The organism is Ichthyobacterium seriolicida (assembly GCF_002369955.1).
GTDB classification, from domain to species: domain Bacteria; phylum Bacteroidota; class Bacteroidia; order Flavobacteriales; family Ichthyobacteriaceae; genus Ichthyobacterium; species Ichthyobacterium seriolicida.
On the sequence record NZ_AP014564.1, the window covers coordinates 1,012,351 to 1,030,389 of the forward strand.

The 18,039-nt window shown below is 30.9% G+C and carries 16 protein-coding genes and 1 pseudogene; 16 read left to right on the forward strand and 1 reads right to left on the reverse strand.

Annotated features, from left to right (window positions below; translation table 11 throughout):
- Nucleotides 1–131: 131 nt before the first annotated feature.
- From JBKA6_RS03745 to JBKA6_RS03760, 4 genes are all read left to right on the forward strand, one after another.
- Nucleotides 132–956, forward strand: coding sequence for a TonB-dependent receptor (locus JBKA6_RS03745; RefSeq protein ID WP_096685992.1), 825 nt, complete (start codon nt 132–134; stop codon nt 954–956).
- 32 nt (nt 957–988) lie between these two features.
- A complete protein-coding gene (locus tag JBKA6_RS03750) occupies nt 989–2,272 on the forward strand; it encodes a TonB-dependent receptor plug domain-containing protein (protein WP_231952091.1) in 1,284 nt (427 codons plus the stop codon).
- 62 nt (nt 2,273–2,334) lie between these two features.
- Nucleotides 2,335–2,952 (forward strand): YceI family protein, encoded by a 618-nt coding sequence (locus JBKA6_RS03755; protein ID WP_096685996.1) that lies wholly within the window; start codon nt 2,335–2,337, stop codon nt 2,950–2,952.
- Nucleotides 2,953–3,130: 178 nt separating this feature from the next.
- Nucleotides 3,131–4,834 (forward strand): BspA family leucine-rich repeat surface protein, encoded by a 1,704-nt coding sequence (locus JBKA6_RS03760; RefSeq protein WP_197703098.1) that lies wholly within the window; start codon nt 3,131–3,133, stop codon nt 4,832–4,834.
- On the opposite strand, the pseudogene JBKA6_RS07690 reads toward JBKA6_RS03760, so the two are convergent.
- Nucleotides 4,782–5,180, reverse strand: a pseudogene (locus tag JBKA6_RS07690) (transposase); the annotation flags it as partial. The gene JBKA6_RS03760 and the pseudogene JBKA6_RS07690 overlap by 53 nt on opposite strands.
- Before the next feature lie 658 nt (nt 5,181–5,838).
- On the opposite strand from JBKA6_RS07690, the gene JBKA6_RS03765 reads away from it, so the two are divergent.
- The 12 genes from JBKA6_RS03765 to JBKA6_RS03820 all read left to right on the forward strand — a co-directional run bounded on the left by JBKA6_RS03765 (nt 5,839) and on the right by JBKA6_RS03820 (nt 17,855).
- Entirely contained in the window at nt 5,839–7,416 is a 1,578-nt protein-coding gene (locus JBKA6_RS03765) for a BspA family leucine-rich repeat surface protein (protein WP_157776927.1), read from the forward strand.
- Nucleotides 7,409–7,738, forward strand: a complete 330-nt coding sequence (locus JBKA6_RS03770) for a BspA family leucine-rich repeat surface protein (protein WP_157776928.1) — start codon at nt 7,409–7,411, stop codon at nt 7,736–7,738. Before JBKA6_RS03765 ends, JBKA6_RS03770 begins: the two co-directional genes overlap by 8 nt.
- 58 nt (nt 7,739–7,796) lie before the next feature.
- A complete protein-coding gene (locus JBKA6_RS03775; RefSeq protein ID WP_096686002.1) occupies nt 7,797–9,560 on the forward strand; it encodes a BspA family leucine-rich repeat surface protein in 1,764 nt (587 codons plus the stop codon).
- Between the two features lie 33 nt (nt 9,561–9,593).
- The gene (locus tag JBKA6_RS03780) at nt 9,594–10,445 is read left to right on the forward strand and encodes a BspA family leucine-rich repeat surface protein (protein ID WP_096686004.1); all 852 of its coding nucleotides are present in this window, start codon (nt 9,594–9,596) and stop codon (nt 10,443–10,445) included.
- Complete coding sequence (locus JBKA6_RS03785) at nt 10,435–11,286, forward strand: BspA family leucine-rich repeat surface protein (RefSeq protein ID WP_096686006.1); 852 nt, start codon at nt 10,435–10,437, stop codon at nt 11,284–11,286. Before JBKA6_RS03780 ends, JBKA6_RS03785 begins: the two co-directional genes overlap by 11 nt.
- A 233-nt stretch (nt 11,287–11,519) precedes the next feature.
- Nucleotides 11,520–11,744 carry a ChuX/HutX family heme-like substrate-binding protein gene (locus tag JBKA6_RS03790; RefSeq protein WP_262490698.1) on the forward strand — a complete coding sequence of 75 codons (225 nt, stop codon included), beginning with the start codon at nt 11,520–11,522 and terminating at the stop codon, nt 11,742–11,744.
- Nucleotides 11,745–11,902: 158 nt separating this feature from the next.
- The gene (locus JBKA6_RS03795; protein WP_096686008.1) at nt 11,903–14,026 is read left to right on the forward strand and encodes a TonB-dependent receptor plug domain-containing protein; all 2,124 of its coding nucleotides are present in this window, start codon (nt 11,903–11,905) and stop codon (nt 14,024–14,026) included.
- A gap of 8 nt (nt 14,027–14,034) precedes the next feature.
- On the forward strand, nt 14,035–14,643 hold the full coding sequence (locus JBKA6_RS03800) for a hypothetical protein (protein WP_231952033.1): 609 nt from the start codon (nt 14,035–14,037) through the stop codon (nt 14,641–14,643).
- Between the two features lie 178 nt (nt 14,644–14,821).
- A complete protein-coding gene (locus JBKA6_RS03805; protein WP_157776929.1) occupies nt 14,822–16,525 on the forward strand; it encodes a BspA family leucine-rich repeat surface protein in 1,704 nt (567 codons plus the stop codon).
- A 466-nt stretch (nt 16,526–16,991) separates the two neighbouring features.
- On the forward strand, nt 16,992–17,354 hold the full coding sequence (locus JBKA6_RS03810; protein ID WP_157776930.1) for a transposase: 363 nt from the start codon (nt 16,992–16,994) through the stop codon (nt 17,352–17,354).
- Nucleotides 17,296–17,574: a transposase gene (locus JBKA6_RS03815; RefSeq protein ID WP_157776931.1), complete on the forward strand. Its 279-nt coding sequence runs from the start codon at nt 17,296–17,298 to the stop codon at nt 17,572–17,574. Before JBKA6_RS03810 ends, JBKA6_RS03815 begins: the two co-directional genes overlap by 59 nt.
- Nucleotides 17,565–17,855 carry a transposase gene (locus tag JBKA6_RS03820; protein WP_096686017.1) on the forward strand — a complete coding sequence of 97 codons (291 nt, stop codon included), beginning with the start codon at nt 17,565–17,567 and terminating at the stop codon, nt 17,853–17,855. The genes JBKA6_RS03815 and JBKA6_RS03820 overlap by 10 nt, the downstream gene beginning before the upstream one ends.
- Nucleotides 17,856–18,039 lie beyond the last annotated feature (184 nt).

An 18,039-nucleotide genomic window follows, 5' to 3' on the forward strand; every position in this document is an offset into this window, starting at 1 on the left:
AACTAAAATCTTAAAAGTCGGAGAATACTTTACTCCGACTGATTTTTCTGTTGGCTAAACTAAGCGAACATTTACCATAAGCAAATTCCCCTCAATCTTAAAATAAAAATAACAAGTAGTTAACCGCAAAAATGAAAAAATTTAAACTGATATTACTCTTACTTATAAGTTTTAAAACCTTTGCTCAAAACGACAATACTGACGGGGATTCCTCCCAAGGCGTTGTAAATTTGGAAAGTGTAATTATTTCTGCAAATAAAAAAGATGAACAATTAAGTAATGTTACTGTGCCTGTTACATTGATAACTAGTGATGAAATAGAGAGGTCAGGAGAGGTGCAACTCATAAATGTATTAAGAGCTACCACAGGGATAAATATTTCATCTGGTCACGTAGAAGGCAATGGAGTTCAATTACAAGGGCTATCTCCTAAGTATACGTTAATACTAGTAGATGGAGCGCCTATTTTAGGTAATAGTATTTCTTTCAGTCCAGATCTATCTAGCCTTATAGGTACAGACAACATAAAACAAATAGAAATAATAAAAGGTCCTACATCTAGCATATACGGATCAGAAGCTATGGCTGGGGTGATAAATATAATCACAAAATCTATATCAAAAAATAAACTATCTGCATCTTTGAGATATGGTAGATTCAACACAATCAATGTAAATGTACAAGGTCACTACCACAGCGATAATAAATGGGGAATATTCACAGATATTAATTTTTTCAAAACAGCTAATTATGTAGCGAACCCTGAAATGAATGGAAAAGAATCTCCATTTGATAATTATGGACTTTTGAATAAGTTTTCATACGAGATTACACCAAAATTAAAGGCTAATATAAATTCTAGATTAAATATTAAACATCAAGATTATATATTAAACATCAAGATTATATATCAAGATATAAAAGGCATATCCAGCCTATATACTACAACCTATTAGATTGGAGCATAACTCCTACAATAACCTATGATATTACAGAAGGATTATCTGCCAAATTAAATATAAATTCAAATATTTATGGTTATAACGACAAGCAAGGTCCATCGGTTAAATCACCTAAAGGACATGCAGAAAAATTTATGCACGGATCTTTTGAAGGAGAGCTTTCATTCAGTTATGAACTAAATAATACTGATCATATTATTTCTGGAATAGGATATAACAATCAAAAAATTATAGAATCAGATGAAGAATTGAAAGATATCCCTGATTTTAGCAATGGTTTTGTATACGGACAATACAGCACAAATCTATTTGAAAGATTAAATCTGGTATTAGGCGCTAGACTGAATAATCATAAAAGTTATGGTATGCAGTTTAATCCAAAAGCTTCGTTTAAATTGGACATCACAGATCAGATTAGTGTAAAAGCCTCCATAGGTAGGGGCTTTAGAAGCCCAAACATAAAACAATTATACGAAAATTCAATGGCTCCTTGGCATGCATTCATAGGAGTTGCAAAATTAGAAAGAGTGATAGAAGGGTTTATTTCCCAAGGTAGAATATACAGATCTGCTCTTGACAAAGAATATGGTGAGATAATAAAGTACAAAGGGAAATTAAAACCGGAACATTCAATAGGAATAAACGCTGAATTGAGTTATAGACCTACAAATTCAATATCTCTACAATTAGAAGTATTTAGAACAGATCTATCTAATATGATAGATGCTACTAGAATTGGTTCTTTAAACCCAAGTCCGAATATAATAAGCTATACAAATACAGGTGAAATATTTACTGAGGGAGTTATATTTAACTCAAATTATAATTTAAACGATAATATAACAATATCGGGTGGTTATCAATACTTGACAGCCAAGAGTAAGAAAGATTTGGAAAGGTTAAGAAAAAAAGAAATCTTGTCGAAAAAAACACCTTCTGAAGAAGGAACCGTAGTAAAAGAAGAAAAATACGGAGGATTAAAAGGAAGAGCTAAACACAGTGGAAATGCTAAGATTTTTATAAGAGACATCATGTATGGAATATCTGCTAATATAGTAATGCTATATACTGGAAAAATGGGAATGACTCCACGTACTAATTTCAATAATATAATAGATGATGAAAAAGAGTATTCAAAACCGTTTACTTTGGTAAACGCAGGAATTTCTAAAACATTTCTAGAAGGTAAATTAAAACTTCTGTTAGATGTAGATAATGTATTCGATTACACGCAATATACAGATAGTTATACTATGACTTATATTCCTGGAATAATTTACAATGTAACGTTGAAATACGAATTACTTTAAATTAAAATTTAGTCTAGTTTAACAAATAGCATTTCACTTTGAAAACAGTTTATAAAAAATCTATGAAAAAAATGTCTTCAAAAGCTATACAAATAGCTATTATGAGTCTTTTTGTATCGTGTTTTTCGGATGGTAGTTATGATTCTTTAAAAGAGCAATACCTTTTGACTTCTGAAAATGTAAAGTTGAAGTGGGCAGCATATAAGACAACTGATAAAATTCCATTATATGGTTCATTTAAAGAGATATATATCTCAGAAAGTAAAAAATCTGATGTCTTGGAGGAGAGCATTAGAAATATGAAATTTAAAATACCTATAAAGTCTTTAAATAGTGGTTATGAAGTTAGAGATTTACGAATAGTTAGATTTTTCTTTAATTCTATGGCTAATACATCGAATATAGAGGGGCGTGTAAAAGAAGTAACAGAAAATAATATATTATTTCTTGTAACTCTCAACGATATAGAAAGGGACATTTCTGCTACCTATACCATGACAGAAGATAGTGTATTAGTTATCTCAGCCGAGGTAGATCTTTTAAGATGGAATTTATCGTCTTCTATAGAATCTTTAAATACAGAATGTTTGGATTTACATAAAGGTACAGATGGTATAAGTAAATTATGGGATAAGGTAGATATCATAATAGAAGTTGATTTGAAAAAGAATCTAGATTAGAGTAAAAATAAATTTCTTGAAAATTTGACGTATTGATTACTTACAGATCCCATCAACTAGACAAAATATTTCAGTGACCATAGAGCTCAGTAAGTTTATTTAGAATTAATAAAAATTGTAAATTTGCATTTCAATAGTAATGACTGTCATCAATAGTAATAATTTAAATTAAAGTTTTATGAAATTCAAAAGGTTATCATTGTTTTTACTATGTGCAGTTTTATCTTTTAATTCTTGCATTAAAGAGGAGATCGTTGGTGTGAAGAATGAGGAAGAGGGAAAAAGTGGAAATAAAATATTGTCATTCGAATTAAGAAATATTCCTAGTAGTGTAGATGTATCTACAGATATTAATCACGAGGATTCTTCTATTTCAATATCTATGAATGGTTTAATGTCCTACTATGATTTAAAGGGCATATCACCTTCTATAAGTGTTTCTAAAGGGGCTGAGATACGTTCTGACGAATTGAAAGATTTTATAAATATCGAAAATAACCCTATAACGTATACTGTAATATCTGAGAGTGGTAAGTCGAGGGAGTATAAAGTAAAAATCACTTATGAATTAAAGAAATTTATATCAAAATGGGAAGGTAGCAATATGATAAAATTGCCTATATACAAGGGGGGTGATTATGATTTCGTCGTAGATTGGGGAGATGGTTCAGAAAAAGAAAGAGTTACTTTTTTCGATGATTTAGCTTCTTTACATGAATATGAAACAGATGGCAATTACACTATAACCATCACTGGGAAAATCGAAGGGTTCAACTTCGGTAAAGTCCAAACTAGTAGCGAAAATATAATAAGCATAGAAGATTGGGGTGATTTAAAGCTCCTAAATAGTGTATATCTACTCAGGCCTGGTTTTTATACTGGGAGTAATGTTGGGGTTTTTGAAGACTGCACCAAATTAGTAAGTCTGCCATTAGATTCTCCTAATTTAGAGGGAGTTACTGATGTGACTAATATGTTTGAGGGCACTACATCTTTTAATGGGGATATTAGTAAATGGGATGTATCAAAAGTTACTAATATGGCTGGTATGTTTAAGAATGCTAAATCATTTAATGGAGATATTAGTAAATGGGACGTTAGTAATGTTACTAATATGAGTGGTATGTTTGAAGGGGCTCTATCCTTCAATCAAAATATTGGCCAGTGGAAAGTAGGTAATGTCACTAATATGTACAATATGTTTTATGCTGGTTATAGAGAAACCTTGATCTTTAATCAAGATATTAGTGGTTGGGATGTAAGTAATGTTACTAATATGAGTAGTATGTTTGAAGGAGCTTCACATTTTAATCAGAATCTTAATAAGTGGAATGTAAGTAATGTTACCAATATGAGTAGTATGTTTAAAGAAGCTACGAGTTTCAGTGGAGATATTAGCAATTGGAAAGTAGGTAATGTTACTAATATGTCTAAGATGTTTTCTGGCGGAAGTTTTGGTACTATACCTTTTAATGGAGATATTACAGAGTGGGACGTTTCAAACGTTACTAATATGATAAGTATGTTTGAGGGAGCCGAAAATTTTAATCAAAATATTGGTAAGTGGAATGTAAGCAGTGTTACTAATATGTATGGGATGTTTTTGGGAGCTATAACTTTTAATCAAGATATTAGTGGCTGGAATGTATCAAGAGTTACTAATATGAGAAATATGTTTTCTGCTTGTTGGCCTAAGGTTTGTGATAAAACAAGCTCTTTTGAACAAGATTTAAGTGGTTGGGATGTTTCAAACGTTACTGAGTGTTCTAGTTTTTCTAGGAAAGCGCGACAATTCACCAAGAAACCTAATTTTGTCAGTGACTGCAATACTAACTCATCATTTCCTTGGATGGTAAACGAAAATTATAATTACGATGATTAAACCTCCATTCACACTCTTTTAGGTGATAAAAAAACTTGTGTTTATATCGCTCTATACCTAGAAAATCTGACCTTATAGCCATAGTTTACCAAACCGTTATAAGATTTAAATTCATCGGTATAAATTGTACATTCTCTACTTGCTATACTCTCTACAATAGGTATTATTACTGATGATGAGCAGTTTTTACAAATTGTGTAAAAACTCTTTCCTCTTCTTCAACATACCAAATACAGGAATTTTCCTCCTGATCTTCGTCCTCTTTTTTCTCCAAAATAACTCTCATCTAATTTATTTCCCTTTGATTAAAGGGACTTTCTTCTTCGCATTTTTGAGCAATTAACAAGTATTTTTACCAAACAAATTATTAATCGAACTTAGGGTTTAAAATTAACACCCCATATCAAATATTGAAGTATATCTATGAATAATCTGGGTTAACCCAGATTATTCATAGTCGTATGAATTTTTCGAATAGAATTTATCGCTTTATCCAGTATTTATAAGTAGTCATTGATGAACTCAGAGTTATAAATGGTATATTTTTATTCCTCATTTTTGGGCTATATCTAAAGTGGTTATTTTTGGTTGAAACCCTTTAAAAATAACACTTTATATTCAAATTGAAATACAAACCATGAATAATACGGGTTAAATATGTCTAGTTACTAGCTTTTTAGCTTCAATATCTAGGCAAAATAATCGTAAAATACACCTGAATTCTGCCTCAGAAATTCTCAAACGAATTATATACTTGTTTTTTTATAGATAACATAAGGGTTTATAACAATATAAATTTACCTTAATCTGTCTTGAACCAAAATAAATTATTCAATGATATTTATTAATCTAACACAGAATAACATAGAAATTTTAATGGACTTATATGACATAAGGTGTTTTTACTGATTGTTTATTTAGAATAAATAAATATACATATATTTGTTTCCGAATAGCATGTGCTATCAGAAATAGTTTTTTTAAAAAAGTTTATAATAGAAATTATGAAATTCAAAAGAATATCGTTGTTTTTACTATGTGCAGTTTTGTCGTTTAATTCTTGCATTAAAGAGGAGATCGTTGGTGTGAAGAATGAGGAAGAGGGGAAAAGTGGAAATAAAATATTGTCATTCGAATTAAGAAATGTTCCTAGTAATGTAGATGTATCTACAGACATTAATCACGCGGATCCTTCTATTTCAATATCTATGAATGGTTTAATATCCTACTATGATTTAAAAAGCATATCACCTTCTATAAGTGTTTCTAAAGGGGCTAAGATAAGTTATGATAAATTGAAGGATTTTACAGATACTGATAACCCCATAACATACACTGTGATATCTGAGAGTGGCGAATCGAGGAATTATAAAGTAAAATTCACTTATGAGTTAAAGAAATTTATTTCAAAATGGGAAGGTAGTAATACTATAAAATTACCTATATACAAGGGGGGTGATTATGATTTCGTCGTAGATTGGGGAGATGGTTCAAAAAAACAAAAAGTTACTTCTTATAAAGAGTTGAAGCACAGATATAAGGATTCTAAAGAAAAGACTATTACTATCACAGGAAAAATAGAAGGGTTCAATTTTGGTAAAGTTAAAATCAGCCAATATATCGAAACTAGTGAAAATCACATAATAAGTATAGATGATTGGGGAGATTTGAAACTATTAAATAGTATAGAGCGTGAAAACCCAGGAAATAATCCTTTCCTTGGAGGAAAGGGTGGAGTTTTCCAAGGATGTGGAAAATTAATAAGTCTACCTTCAACCCCTCCTGATTTGGAAAAAGTTACTGATATGACCAATATGTTTAAAGATACATATTCTTTTAATCAGGATCTTAATAACTGGGATGTATCAAAAGTCACTAATATGACGTCTGTATTTATGTCAGCTGTATCTTTTAATGGGAATATCAGTAAGTGGGATGTAAAAAATGTTACTAATATGTCAAAGATGTTTAGCAACGCTCGTGCTTTTAATCAAAATATAGGGGATTGGGATGTAAGTAGTGTCACTAATATGGAGAGTGTGTTTGAAGAGACTAAGGTTTTTAATCAGAGTTTAAATAAATGGAAAGTAGATAACGTCACTAATATGAAATCTATGTTTAGTAGCGCTATAGCTTTTAATCAGGATTTAAATGGTTGGAACGTAGGGAATGTCACTAATATGTCGAGTATGTTTTCTGGTAATTATGGTATCACTGTCGCTTTTAATAGGGATATTAGTGGCTGGGATGTGTCAAAAGTTACTGATATGTCTAATATGTTTAGTAGGGCTTCAAGTTTTAATCAGGATCTTAAAAAATGGGATGTTTCTAGTGTAACTGATATGCATAGAATGTTTTTTTCTAGCTGGAGTGAAGGTTCTATTCCTTTTAATCAAGATATTAGTGGCTGGGATGTGTCAAAAGTTGCTGATTGTATTGGTTTTTCTAAAAATACATCAAATTTTGAAGATAAAAATAAACCTTCTTTCTCTAGTTGTAACACCGAATTAGATTACAGTTGGATAAAAAACAGTGACTTTTACTGGAAAAATAAAAGGTCAAATATTAGAGGGAGTGACTGATCTATCTGAGATGTTTTATAAGGCTAGAGACTTCAATGGTGATATAAGTAATTGGAACGTCGTTTCTAAGGTAGAAAATATGTCTGGTATGTTTTGTAACGCTGAAGCTTTTAATAAAAAATTAAATACTTGGGATGTTTCTAGTGTTACTAATATGTATAGAATGTTTTCTCCTGGCTGGACTGGAGCTTCTATTCCTTTTAATCAAGACATTAGTGGCTGGGATGTGAGAAAAGTTACTAATTGCAATGGTCTTTCTACAAACGCATCAAATTTTGAAGATAAAAAAAACCTTCTTTCTCTAGTTGTAACCCTAAATTAAAATATTAGAAAAATTTTAATGATGACTTTTAACTTATTTATTTTTTAATTTTCATATCATGAAAAAAAAGATTTTATTATTCTGTTTATTTTCTTTTCAAGCAGCTTTATTTACTCGTTGTGTAAAAAATGAAAAAGCAGAAGAGGTATTGTCAAATATTATATTTATTTCTTCTTTAAAATTTGACTCTGCCGAGAATGAAGGCTTAACAGAAGAAGATGTAAGTATTAATTTTGGTCCTAATGACTCTACTAAAATATCTGTCATTTTATCCTATAAGAAGAGAGAATTAATAACAAAATTAGTTCCTAAAATAGAATTTTCAGGAAAGACGATAGATCCAGACCCTAGCACGATTAATGATTTTTCGTCCCCTGTATCTTTTAAAATAACTTCTGAAAAGGGAGACTCTAAAACCTATACAGTAACGGTCTCTACATTAGAAGCGAGTTCTGAAAATAAGATATTGTCTTTTAGTCTTGACATACTTGCCAGTTTAGGCTTATCAACTAGTATTAACCATGATAATTCACAAATAGTTATATCGTCTTCAACAGAAAAGGTATTTTCTTACTATGAATTAGAAAAAATAAAAAACATAGTACCGCAAATAGGAATTTCAAAATTTGCTTCTATATCCGAAAATCCTGAAAGGATAGATCTTTTGAGTATTTCTGCAGAACCTACAGAGTATGTAGTGACATCTGAAAGTGGAGAATCTAGAACATATACATTAATAGGTGATTATAAGTTAAAAGAGTTTGTATCGAAATGGAATCCAATAATCACATATATAGGTGGAAGAAGTGAAAATAAAGATGTAAAATTACCTATATACGAGGGGGGTGATTATGATTTTACGGTAGATTGGGGAGATGGCACAGAAAAAGAAAGAGTTACTTCTCATGATAGTGCTGGTGCTACACATAAATATTCAACAGAAGGAGAAAAAACAGTAACTATTACTGGAAAAGTAGAGGGCTTTAACTTCAGTAAGGTTACTGATAGCAAAGAACAAATAATAGAAATTTCATCTTGGGGAGATTTGAGATTTGGTAATGCGGGAGGTTATTTTAAAGATTGTGAAAAGTTAAGTTCATTACCTTCGGAAGGTCCAGATTTAGAGGGAGTGACTGATCTATCTGAGACGTTTTATGGAGCTAGAGTCTTCAATAGTGATATAAGTAATTGGAACGTTTCTAAGGTAGAAAATATGTCAAAGATGTTTTATTATGCTGATGTTTTCAATCAAGAATTAAATAACTGGGATGTTTCTAGTGTTACCAATATGTCAAAGATGTTTTGTTATGCTAAGGTTTTCAATCAAGAATTAAATAATTGGGATGTTTCTAAGGTTACTAATATGTCAGGTATGTTTAAAGATACTGAAGCTTTCGATAAAAATATAAATGTATGGAATGTATCTAGTGTTACCGATATGTCAAGTATGTTTGAAACAGCTAAATCTTTTAATCAGGATCTCAATAAATGGAATGTAGGGAATGTCACTAATATGTCCAGTATGTTTTCTGGTGGTTACAATATCACTGTCGCTTTTAATGGGGATATTGGTGAATGGAATGTATCAAAAGTTACTGATATGTCTAATATGTTTGAAAGGGCTTCAAGTTTTAATCGTAATATTAGTAACTGGAATGTTTCTAGTGTTACTACTATGTATAGAATGTTTTATGCTGGTTATAGTGGCTCTATTTCTTTTAATCAAGACATTAGTGGCTGGGATGTGAGAAAAGTTACTAATTGCCGTGACTTTATTAGCTCAACAGGATTTAAAAAGCCTTCTTTTAGTAGAGGGTGCTGATCTCTGTAATTTTACTAACTCAACTTTAAAAAAATGAAATATAATAAAACGTTGTCATTTGCTTTTTTGTGCCTGGTTATATTGTTTAATTCTTGCATTAAGCATAATAAGAGTAGTACAGATACTAGTAGTGTAGATAATGATGTGAAAAAGACCAAGCCAATTAATTTTATATCAAAATGGAAAATAGGCGAAGAAATAGATGAAAACAAAACAATTGTATTGCCTATATACAATGGCGGTGATTACGATTTTCATGTAGACTGGGGAGATGGAACAGAAAAACAACACATTAATTCAGATAATCTGAATAGTAAATCACACGTATATAAAGTTCCTGGGGAATACTATATAACCATTACAGGAAAAATTAAAGGATTTAACTTCGGATTGGTTGATGAAAGTAGATATAAAATAATTGAAATTTTAGATTGGGGAAATTTAAACTTTGGGTATAATAAAAATGGAGCATATTTTAAATATTGTATGAATCTGACAACTATACCGTCCCTTCCCCCTGATTTGGAAGGTATCACCAATATGAAAGAAATGTTTAGTTTATGTTCTAAATTTAATGGAGATGTGAGTAACTGGGACGTGTCTAAAGTTACAGATATGTCCTATATGTTTTCAGGGTGCCGTAGCTTTACTGGTAAAGGACTAAAAACTTGGGATGTGTCTAATGTTACTAGTATGCGATCTATGTTCAGTTTATTAGTACGTGTAACTGAAGATCTGAGCGGCTGGAATGTAAATAAGGTTAGTGCTTGTGCTGATTTCGTTACAGCAAAAACTAAAATACCCCAAATATTTCCTAGGTGTAGAGAGTTACCGTATTTAGACCCTTTAATACTGCTACCAAAACAGTCGAAAAATGGAGAATAGGTATTTGGTATTAATATTTCTAATTACAGAAATATTCTGTTCTTGCTCTAGAGATACTAGTAATATTAAGCCTAATAGTTTCATATCAAAATGGAAAATAAGTGAAGGGAAAAATGAAAGTAATACTGTTATACTGCCCTTATATGCTGGCGGTGATTACGATTTTCATGTAGACTGGGGAGATGGAACAGAAAAGCAACGTATTACTTCAGATAATCTTAAACACAGGTCCCACGAATACAAAGTTGTTGGAGAATACTGTATAACCATTACAGGCAAAATTATCGGTTTTAATTTTACTTTAGCCGAAAGTTTGGATGAAGGGACTAGTACATCCAAAATAATAGAAATTTTAGATTGGGGCGATTTGGAGTTAGGTTATGGCAATAATTTAGGATCTCATTTTAAGTATTGTTCAAATTTAACAACTCTTCCATCTTCTGCTCCTAATTTGATTGAGCTTACCAATATGAAGGAGATGTTTTTTTTATGTACTAAACTTGATGCTGATCTAGGTAATTGGGACGTATCTAAGGTCACTAACATGGAGAGTATGTTTGAAGGTTGCGAAAGTTTTGTAGGCAGAGGTTTAAAAAATTGGGATGTATCTAATGTAAATAATATGACAACAATGTTCAGCATGGTTTGGGCAATGGGTGAAGATTTAAGCCGATGGAATGTGAGTAATGTAGCAAATCATCGTGGGTTTTATTTAAAGCATTCTCCTAACGGAGTTTTTTCTTCTTCTACAGAAGCAAATAAATCAATGGGTAATTTTAAAGCTCCTGACTTCAGTAAGTCTAAAGTTCCTACTACTGGGGCAACTAGAACTAAGAACTAGGATGAATTAAGAGTTTATGTTTTAATTTTTAAGATATATTCTAATGAAAGCAAAAGTTTTAGGTTAAAAGTATTGTTTTATTGATTATTTCTAAGGAAATATGTATCTAGCTCAGTTTATAAACAATTTATTTTTATTCTTCATTTTTAGGGAATATCTAAAGTGATCTAGATTTGGTTACCCCCCTTTAAAATTAACACCTCATATCAAATATTGAAATATAACCATGAATAATCTGGTTTAATGTACTTGATTCTGATTTTAATTTACATCTAAATGCAGATAAAATATCTCAAGCCTGGGTAGTTAGGAGGCCATCTGGAAAAGATGGAGAAGTATCAGCTTTAGAAGTTTTTGATGAAGATGAAAATCTAATAGTTCAATTATTTGGTAAGCAAAAAGAAGGAAGTCCAGAATTACAATCTTGGAAAGAACTATTAATAAAATATACTAAATAGGTATATTCTTTTGAACAAAAAACTAATAACTAAAATCTTAAAAGTCGGAGAATACTTTACTCCGATTGATTTTTTTGTTGGCTAAACTAAGCGAACATTTACCATAAGCAAATTTCCCTCAATCTTAAAATAAAAATAACAAGTAATTAACCACAAAAATGAAAAAATTTAAACTGATATTACTCTTACTTATAAGTTTTAAAACCTTTGCTCAAAACGACAATACTGACGAAGATTCCTCCCGAGGCGTTGTAAATTTGGAAAGTGTAATTATTTCTGCAAATAAAAAAGATGAACAATTAAGTAATGTTACTGTGCCTGTTACATTGATAACTAGTGATCAAATAGAGAGGTCAGGAGAGGTGCAACTCATAAATGTATTAAGAGCTACCACAGGGATAAATATTTCATCTGGTCACGTAGAAGGCAATGGAATTCAATTGCAAGGGCTATCTCCCAAGTATACATTAATACTAGTAGATGGAGCCCCTATTTTAGGTAGTAGTATTGCTTACAGTCCAGATCTATCTAGCCTTATAGGTACAGATAACATAAAACAAATAGAAATAATAAAAGGTCCTACATCTAGCATATACGGATCAGAAGCTATGGCGGGGGTGATAAATATAATCACAAAATCTATATCAAAAAATAAGCAGCTATCTACATCTTTGAGATATGGTAGATTTAACACAATCAATGTAAATGTACAAGGTCACTATTACAGGGAGAATAAATACGGAATATACACAGATATTAATTTTTTCAAAACAGCTAATTATGTAGCGAACCCTGAAATGAACGGAAAAGAATCTCCATTTGATAATTATGGACTTCTGAATAAGCTTTCATACGAGGTTATACCAAAATTAAAGGCTAATATAAATTCTAGATTAAATATTAAACATCAAGATTATATATCAAGATATAAAAGGCATATCCAGCCTATATACTACAACCTATTAGATTGGAGCATAACGCCTACAATAACTTATGATATTACTGAAGAATTATCTGTTAAATTAAGTATAAATTCAAATATTTATAGCTATAACGACAAGCAAGGTCCATCAGTTAAATCTCCTAAAGGGCATACAGAAAAATTTACGCACGGATCTTTTGAACGAGAGATTTCATTCAGTTATAAACTAAATAATACTGATCATATTATTTATGGAATAGGATCCAACAATCAAAGAATCATAGAATCAGATGAAGAATTGAAAGATATCCCTGATTTTAGCAATAGTTTCGTATATGGACAATACAGCACAAATCTATTTGAAAGATTAAATCTGGTATTAGGCGCTAGATTTAATAATCATAAAAGTTATGGTATGCAGTTTAATCCAAAAGCTTCTTTTAAATTGGACATCACAGAACAGATTAGTTTAAAAGCCTCCATAGGTAGGGGCTTTAGAAGTCCAAGCATAAAACAATTATACGAAAATTCAATGGCTCCTTGGCATGCATTCGTAGGAGTTGCAAAATTAGAAAGAGTGATAGAAGGGTTTATTTCCCAAGGTAGAATAAACAGATCTGCTCTTGACAAAGAATATGATGAGATAATAAAGTATAAAGGGAAATTAAAACCGGAACATTCAATAGGAATAAACGCTGAATTGAGCTATAGACCTACAAATTCAATATCTCTACAATTAGAATTGTTTAGAACAGATCTATCTAATATGATAGATGCTACTAGAATTGGTTCTTTAAACCCAAGTCCGAATATAATAAGCTATACAAATACAGGTGAAATATTTACTGAGGGGATTATATTTAACTCAAATTATGATTTAAACGATAATATAACAATATCGGGAGGTTATCAATACTTGACCGCCAAGAGTAAGAAAGATTTGGAAAGGTTAAGAAAAAAAGAAATTTTGTCGAAAAAAACACCTTCTGAAGAAGGAACCGTAGTAAAAGAAGAAAAATACGGAGGATTAAAAGGAAGAGCTAAACACAGTGGAAATGCTAAGATTTTTATAAGAGACATCATGTATGGGGTATCTGCTAATATAGTAGCGCAATATACTGGAAAAATAGGAATGACCCCACGTACTAATTTCAATAATATAATAGATGATGAAAAAGAGTATTCAAAACCGTTTACTTTAGTAAACGCAGGTATTTCTAAAACATTTCTAGAAGGTAAATTAAAACTTCTGTTAGATATAGATAATGTATTCGATTACACTCAATATACAGATAGTTATACCATGACTTATATTCCTGGAATAATTTACAATATAACGTTGAAATACAAATTACTTTAATGAAAAAAATGTCTTCAAAAGCTATACAAGTGGCTATTATAAGTCTTTTTGTATCGTGTTTTTCGGATGGTAGTTATGATTCTTTAAAAGAGCAATACCTTTTGACTTCTGAAAATGTAAAGTTGAAGTGGGCAGCATATAAGACAACTGATAAAATTCCATTATATGGTTCATTTAAAGAGATATATATCTCAGAAAGTAAAAAATCTGATGTCTTGGAGGAGAGCATTAGAAATATGAAATTTAAAATACCTATAAAGTCTTTAAATAGTGGTTATGAAGTTAGAGATTTACGAATAGTTAGATTTTTCTTTAATTCTATGGCTAATACATCGAATATAGAGGGGCGTGTAAAAGAAGTAACAGAAAATAATATATTATTTCTTGTAACTCTCAACGATATAGAAGGGGACATTTCTGCTACCTATACCATGACAGAAGATAGTGTATTAGTTATCTCAGCTGAGGTAGATCTTTTAAGATGGAATTTATCGTCTTCTATAGAGTCTTTAAATACAGAATGTTTGGATTTACATAAAGGTACAGATGGTATAAGTAAATTATGGGATAAGGTAGATATCATAATAGAAGTTGATTTGAAAAAGAATCTAGATTAGAGTAAAAATAAATTTCTTGAAAATTTGACGTATTGATTACTTACAGATCCCATCAACTAGATAAAATATTTCAGTGACCATAGAACTCAGTAAGTTTATTTAGAATTAATAAAAATTGTAAATTTGCATTTCAATAGTAATGACTGTCATCAATAGTAATAATTTAAATTAAAGTTTTATGAAATTCAAAAGGTTATCATTGTTTTTACTATGTGCAGTTTTATCTTTTAATTCTTGCATTAAAGAGGAGATCGTTGGTGTGAAGAATGAGGAAGAGGGAAAAAGTGGAAATAAAATATTGTCATTCGAATTAAGAAATATTCCTAGTAGTGTAGATGTATCTACAGATATTAATCACGAGGATTCTTCTATTTCAATATCTATGAATGGTTTAATATCCTACTATGATTTAAAGGGCATATCACCTTCTATAAGTGTTTCTAAAGGGGCTGAGATACGTTCTGACGAATTGAAAGATTTTATAAATATCGAAAATAACCCTATAACGTATACTGTAATATCTGAGAGTGGTAAGTCGAGGGAGTATAAAGTAAAAATCACTTATGAATTAAAGAAATTTATATCAAAATGGGAAGGTAGCAATATGATAAAATTACCTATATACAAGGGGGGTGATTATGATTTCGTCGTAGATTGGGGAGATGGTTCAGAAAAAGAAAGAGTTACTTCTTTCGATGATTTAGCTTCTTTACATGAATATGAAACAGATGGCAGTTACACTATAACCATCACTGGGAAAATCGAAGGTTTCAGCTTCGGTAAAGTTGAAACTAGTAGCGAAAATATAATAAACATAGAAGATTGGGGTGATTTAAAGCTCCTAAATAGTGCATATCTACGCAGGAGCGAATTTTATGCTGGGTATGTTGGGGTTTTTGAAGACTGCACCAAATTAGTAAGTCTGCCATTAGATTCTCCTAATTTAGAAGGAGTTACTGATGTGACTAATATGTTTGAGGGCACTACATCTTTTAATGGGGATATTAGTAAATGGGATGTATCAAAAGTTACTAATATGATTGGTATGTTTAAGAATGCTAAATCATTTAATGGAGATATTAGTAAATGGGACGTTAGTAATGTTACTAATATGAGTGGTATGTTTGAAGATGCTGTATCCTTCAATCAAAATATTGGCGGATGGAACGTAGGGAATGTCACTGATATGTCGAGTATGTTTTATGGTGGTTATAAAGCTAAAATAGCCATGATCTTTAATCAAGATATTAGTGGTTGGGATGTAAGTAATGTTACTAATATGAGTAGTATGTTTGAAAGGGCTTCGCATTTTAATCAGAATCTTAATAAGTGGAATGTAGGTAATGTTACTAGTATGGGTAGTATGTTTAAAGAAGCTACGAGTTTTAGTGGAGATATTAGCAATTGGAAAGTGGGCAATGTTACTAATATGTCTAAGATGTTTTCTGGCGGAAGTTTTGGTACTATACCTTTTAATGGAGATATTACAGAGTGGGATGTTTCAAACGTTACTGATATGTCAAATATGTTTGAGGGAGCCGAAAATTTTAATCAAAATATTGGTGGGTGGAATGTAGGTAGTGTTACTAATATGTTTGCTATGTTTTGTGGAGCTATAACTTTTAATCAAGATATTAGTGGCTGGGATGTATCAAGAGTTACTAATATGAGAATTATGTTTTCTGGTTGTTGGCCTAGGGTTTGTGATAAAACAAGCTCTTTTGAACAAGATTTAAGTGGTTGGGATGTTTCAAATGTTACTGAGTGTTCTAGTTTTTCTAGGAAAGCGCCAAAAATCACCGAGGATAAGAAACCTAATTTTGTCAGTAACTGCAATACTAACTCATTGTATTATTGGATGAAAGGCTATGACGACGATTAGTCTTAATATTAAGATTCCGTCTTCCGTCTAGGCTTTTGTTTAACAACACTATACCTTAAAACCTGAGTTCGATTAATATTTTAGTTAAAGAAATATCGTTTGAATACTTCAATTTACAGGTATAGCTCTATTTAGCTTTGGTTTAACCCAGATTATTCATAGATATATTGTTAATATTAGGCATAAAGTGTTAATTTTAAAAGGTTTTAATCAAAAATTCACCACTTTAGATATAGCTCAAAAATGAGGAATAAAAACACATTATTTTATAGAGGGAAAACTTTTGTTGAGTTAACTTTTTTCATCATCAGAAATTAGCTCTGATGGATCTTTAATCATGCTTGAAAAATTAGAACGAGATCATAAATTGATTCATTATTACAGTAAGTTTTTGCCTGATACTCGAGACACTAGATTTATTACTTATAGCAGAAAGTAACAGTTAAAGCAAAGGGTTTATATGATCATGTTAGGCTATGAAGACGCCAATGATGTTAGTCATTTACGGCATGAGCCTTTATTAAAAGATGTTCTTCAAGGTGATTTGGCCTCTCAACCCACTATATCAAGATTTGAGAATAGCTTGGATAAACAGGCTGTTTTTAAGTTTTGTAATGCATGGTTATACAAATATGTTTCAAATTTATCTGGTCGCAAGAGAATAGTTATTGATGTAGATTCAACCGATGATCCAACTCATGGCAGTCAACAATTGTCAATGTTTAACGGTTATTATGATAAATTCATGTACAATGAACTATTTTTTCATGATGGAGACACCAAAACAGATTATTCTTCCCGTACTCCGTCGAGGAAACAGTCATTCTAATAAATGGTATGTTAGTATTTTAAAGCGAATAATTATCAAAATACGTGAGAGTTGCCTAGAGATGGAAATAATTATTAGAAGTGATAGCAGCTTTAGTTGCGTTGCTTTTTACCAATTAGTAGATGATTTTGATTTACTATATGTGACAGGCATAGCGAGCAATGAAGTTTTAAAAAGAAAGGTATCCCGTTCAAAAAATGCTGTAAAAAAATGTATTTAGATCATGGAGAGAAGCACCAACATTTTATGAGCTTCACTTACAAAGCCAAGAGTTGGCACAAGCCTCAACAGTGCTATTCTAAAGTTGAGAGTACAGGATTAGGGATGAACATAAGGCATTTTTCTAGTAACCTTCCCCAAAAGGACGCTAGAGAAATTTACTTTAACTTTTATGTTAAAAGAGGTGATTCAAGTGAAAATAGAATTAACCCGTATTATTCATGGTTTGTATTTCAATTTGAATATAAAGTGTTATTTTTAAAGGGTTTCAACCAAAAATAACCACTTTAGATATAGCCCAAAAATTAGGAATAAAAATATACCATTTATAACTCTGAGTTCATCAATGACTACTTATAAATACTGGATAAAGCGATAAATTCTATTCGAAAAATTCATACGACTATGAATAATCTGGGTTAAAATTACCAAAAGGCGAATCTATTACCAGCTATCTAAATCTTTT

Coding starts and splice junctions, on each gene's coding strand:
- JBKA6_RS03780 (WP_096686004.1), top strand. CDS start 9,594: ATGAAATATAATAAAACGTTGTCATTTGCTTTTTTGTGCCTGGTTATA.
- JBKA6_RS03775 (WP_096686002.1), top strand. CDS start 7,797: ATGAAAAAAAAGATTTTATTATTCTGTTTATTTTCTTTTCAAGCAGCT.
- JBKA6_RS03785 (WP_096686006.1), top strand. CDS start 10,435: ATGGAGAATAGGTATTTGGTATTAATATTTCTAATTACAGAAATATTC.
- JBKA6_RS03805 (WP_157776929.1), top strand. CDS start 14,822: ATGAAATTCAAAAGGTTATCATTGTTTTTACTATGTGCAGTTTTATCT.
- JBKA6_RS03795 (WP_096686008.1), top strand. CDS start 11,903: ATGAAAAAATTTAAACTGATATTACTCTTACTTATAAGTTTTAAAACC.
- JBKA6_RS03755 (WP_096685996.1), top strand. CDS start 2,335: ATGAAAAAAATGTCTTCAAAAGCTATACAAATAGCTATTATGAGTCTT.
- JBKA6_RS03745 (WP_096685992.1), top strand. CDS start 132: ATGAAAAAATTTAAACTGATATTACTCTTACTTATAAGTTTTAAAACC.
- JBKA6_RS03765 (WP_157776927.1), top strand. CDS start 5,839: ATGAAATTCAAAAGAATATCGTTGTTTTTACTATGTGCAGTTTTGTCG.
- JBKA6_RS03800 (WP_231952033.1), top strand. CDS start 14,035: ATGTCTTCAAAAGCTATACAAGTGGCTATTATAAGTCTTTTTGTATCG.
- JBKA6_RS03820 (WP_096686017.1), top strand. CDS start 17,565: ATGTATTTAGATCATGGAGAGAAGCACCAACATTTTATGAGCTTCACT.
- JBKA6_RS03760 (WP_197703098.1), top strand. CDS start 3,131: ATGAAATTCAAAAGGTTATCATTGTTTTTACTATGTGCAGTTTTATCT.
- JBKA6_RS03815 (WP_157776931.1), top strand. CDS start 17,296: ATGGAGACACCAAAACAGATTATTCTTCCCGTACTCCGTCGAGGAAAC.
- JBKA6_RS03810 (WP_157776930.1), top strand. CDS start 16,992: ATGTTAGGCTATGAAGACGCCAATGATGTTAGTCATTTACGGCATGAG.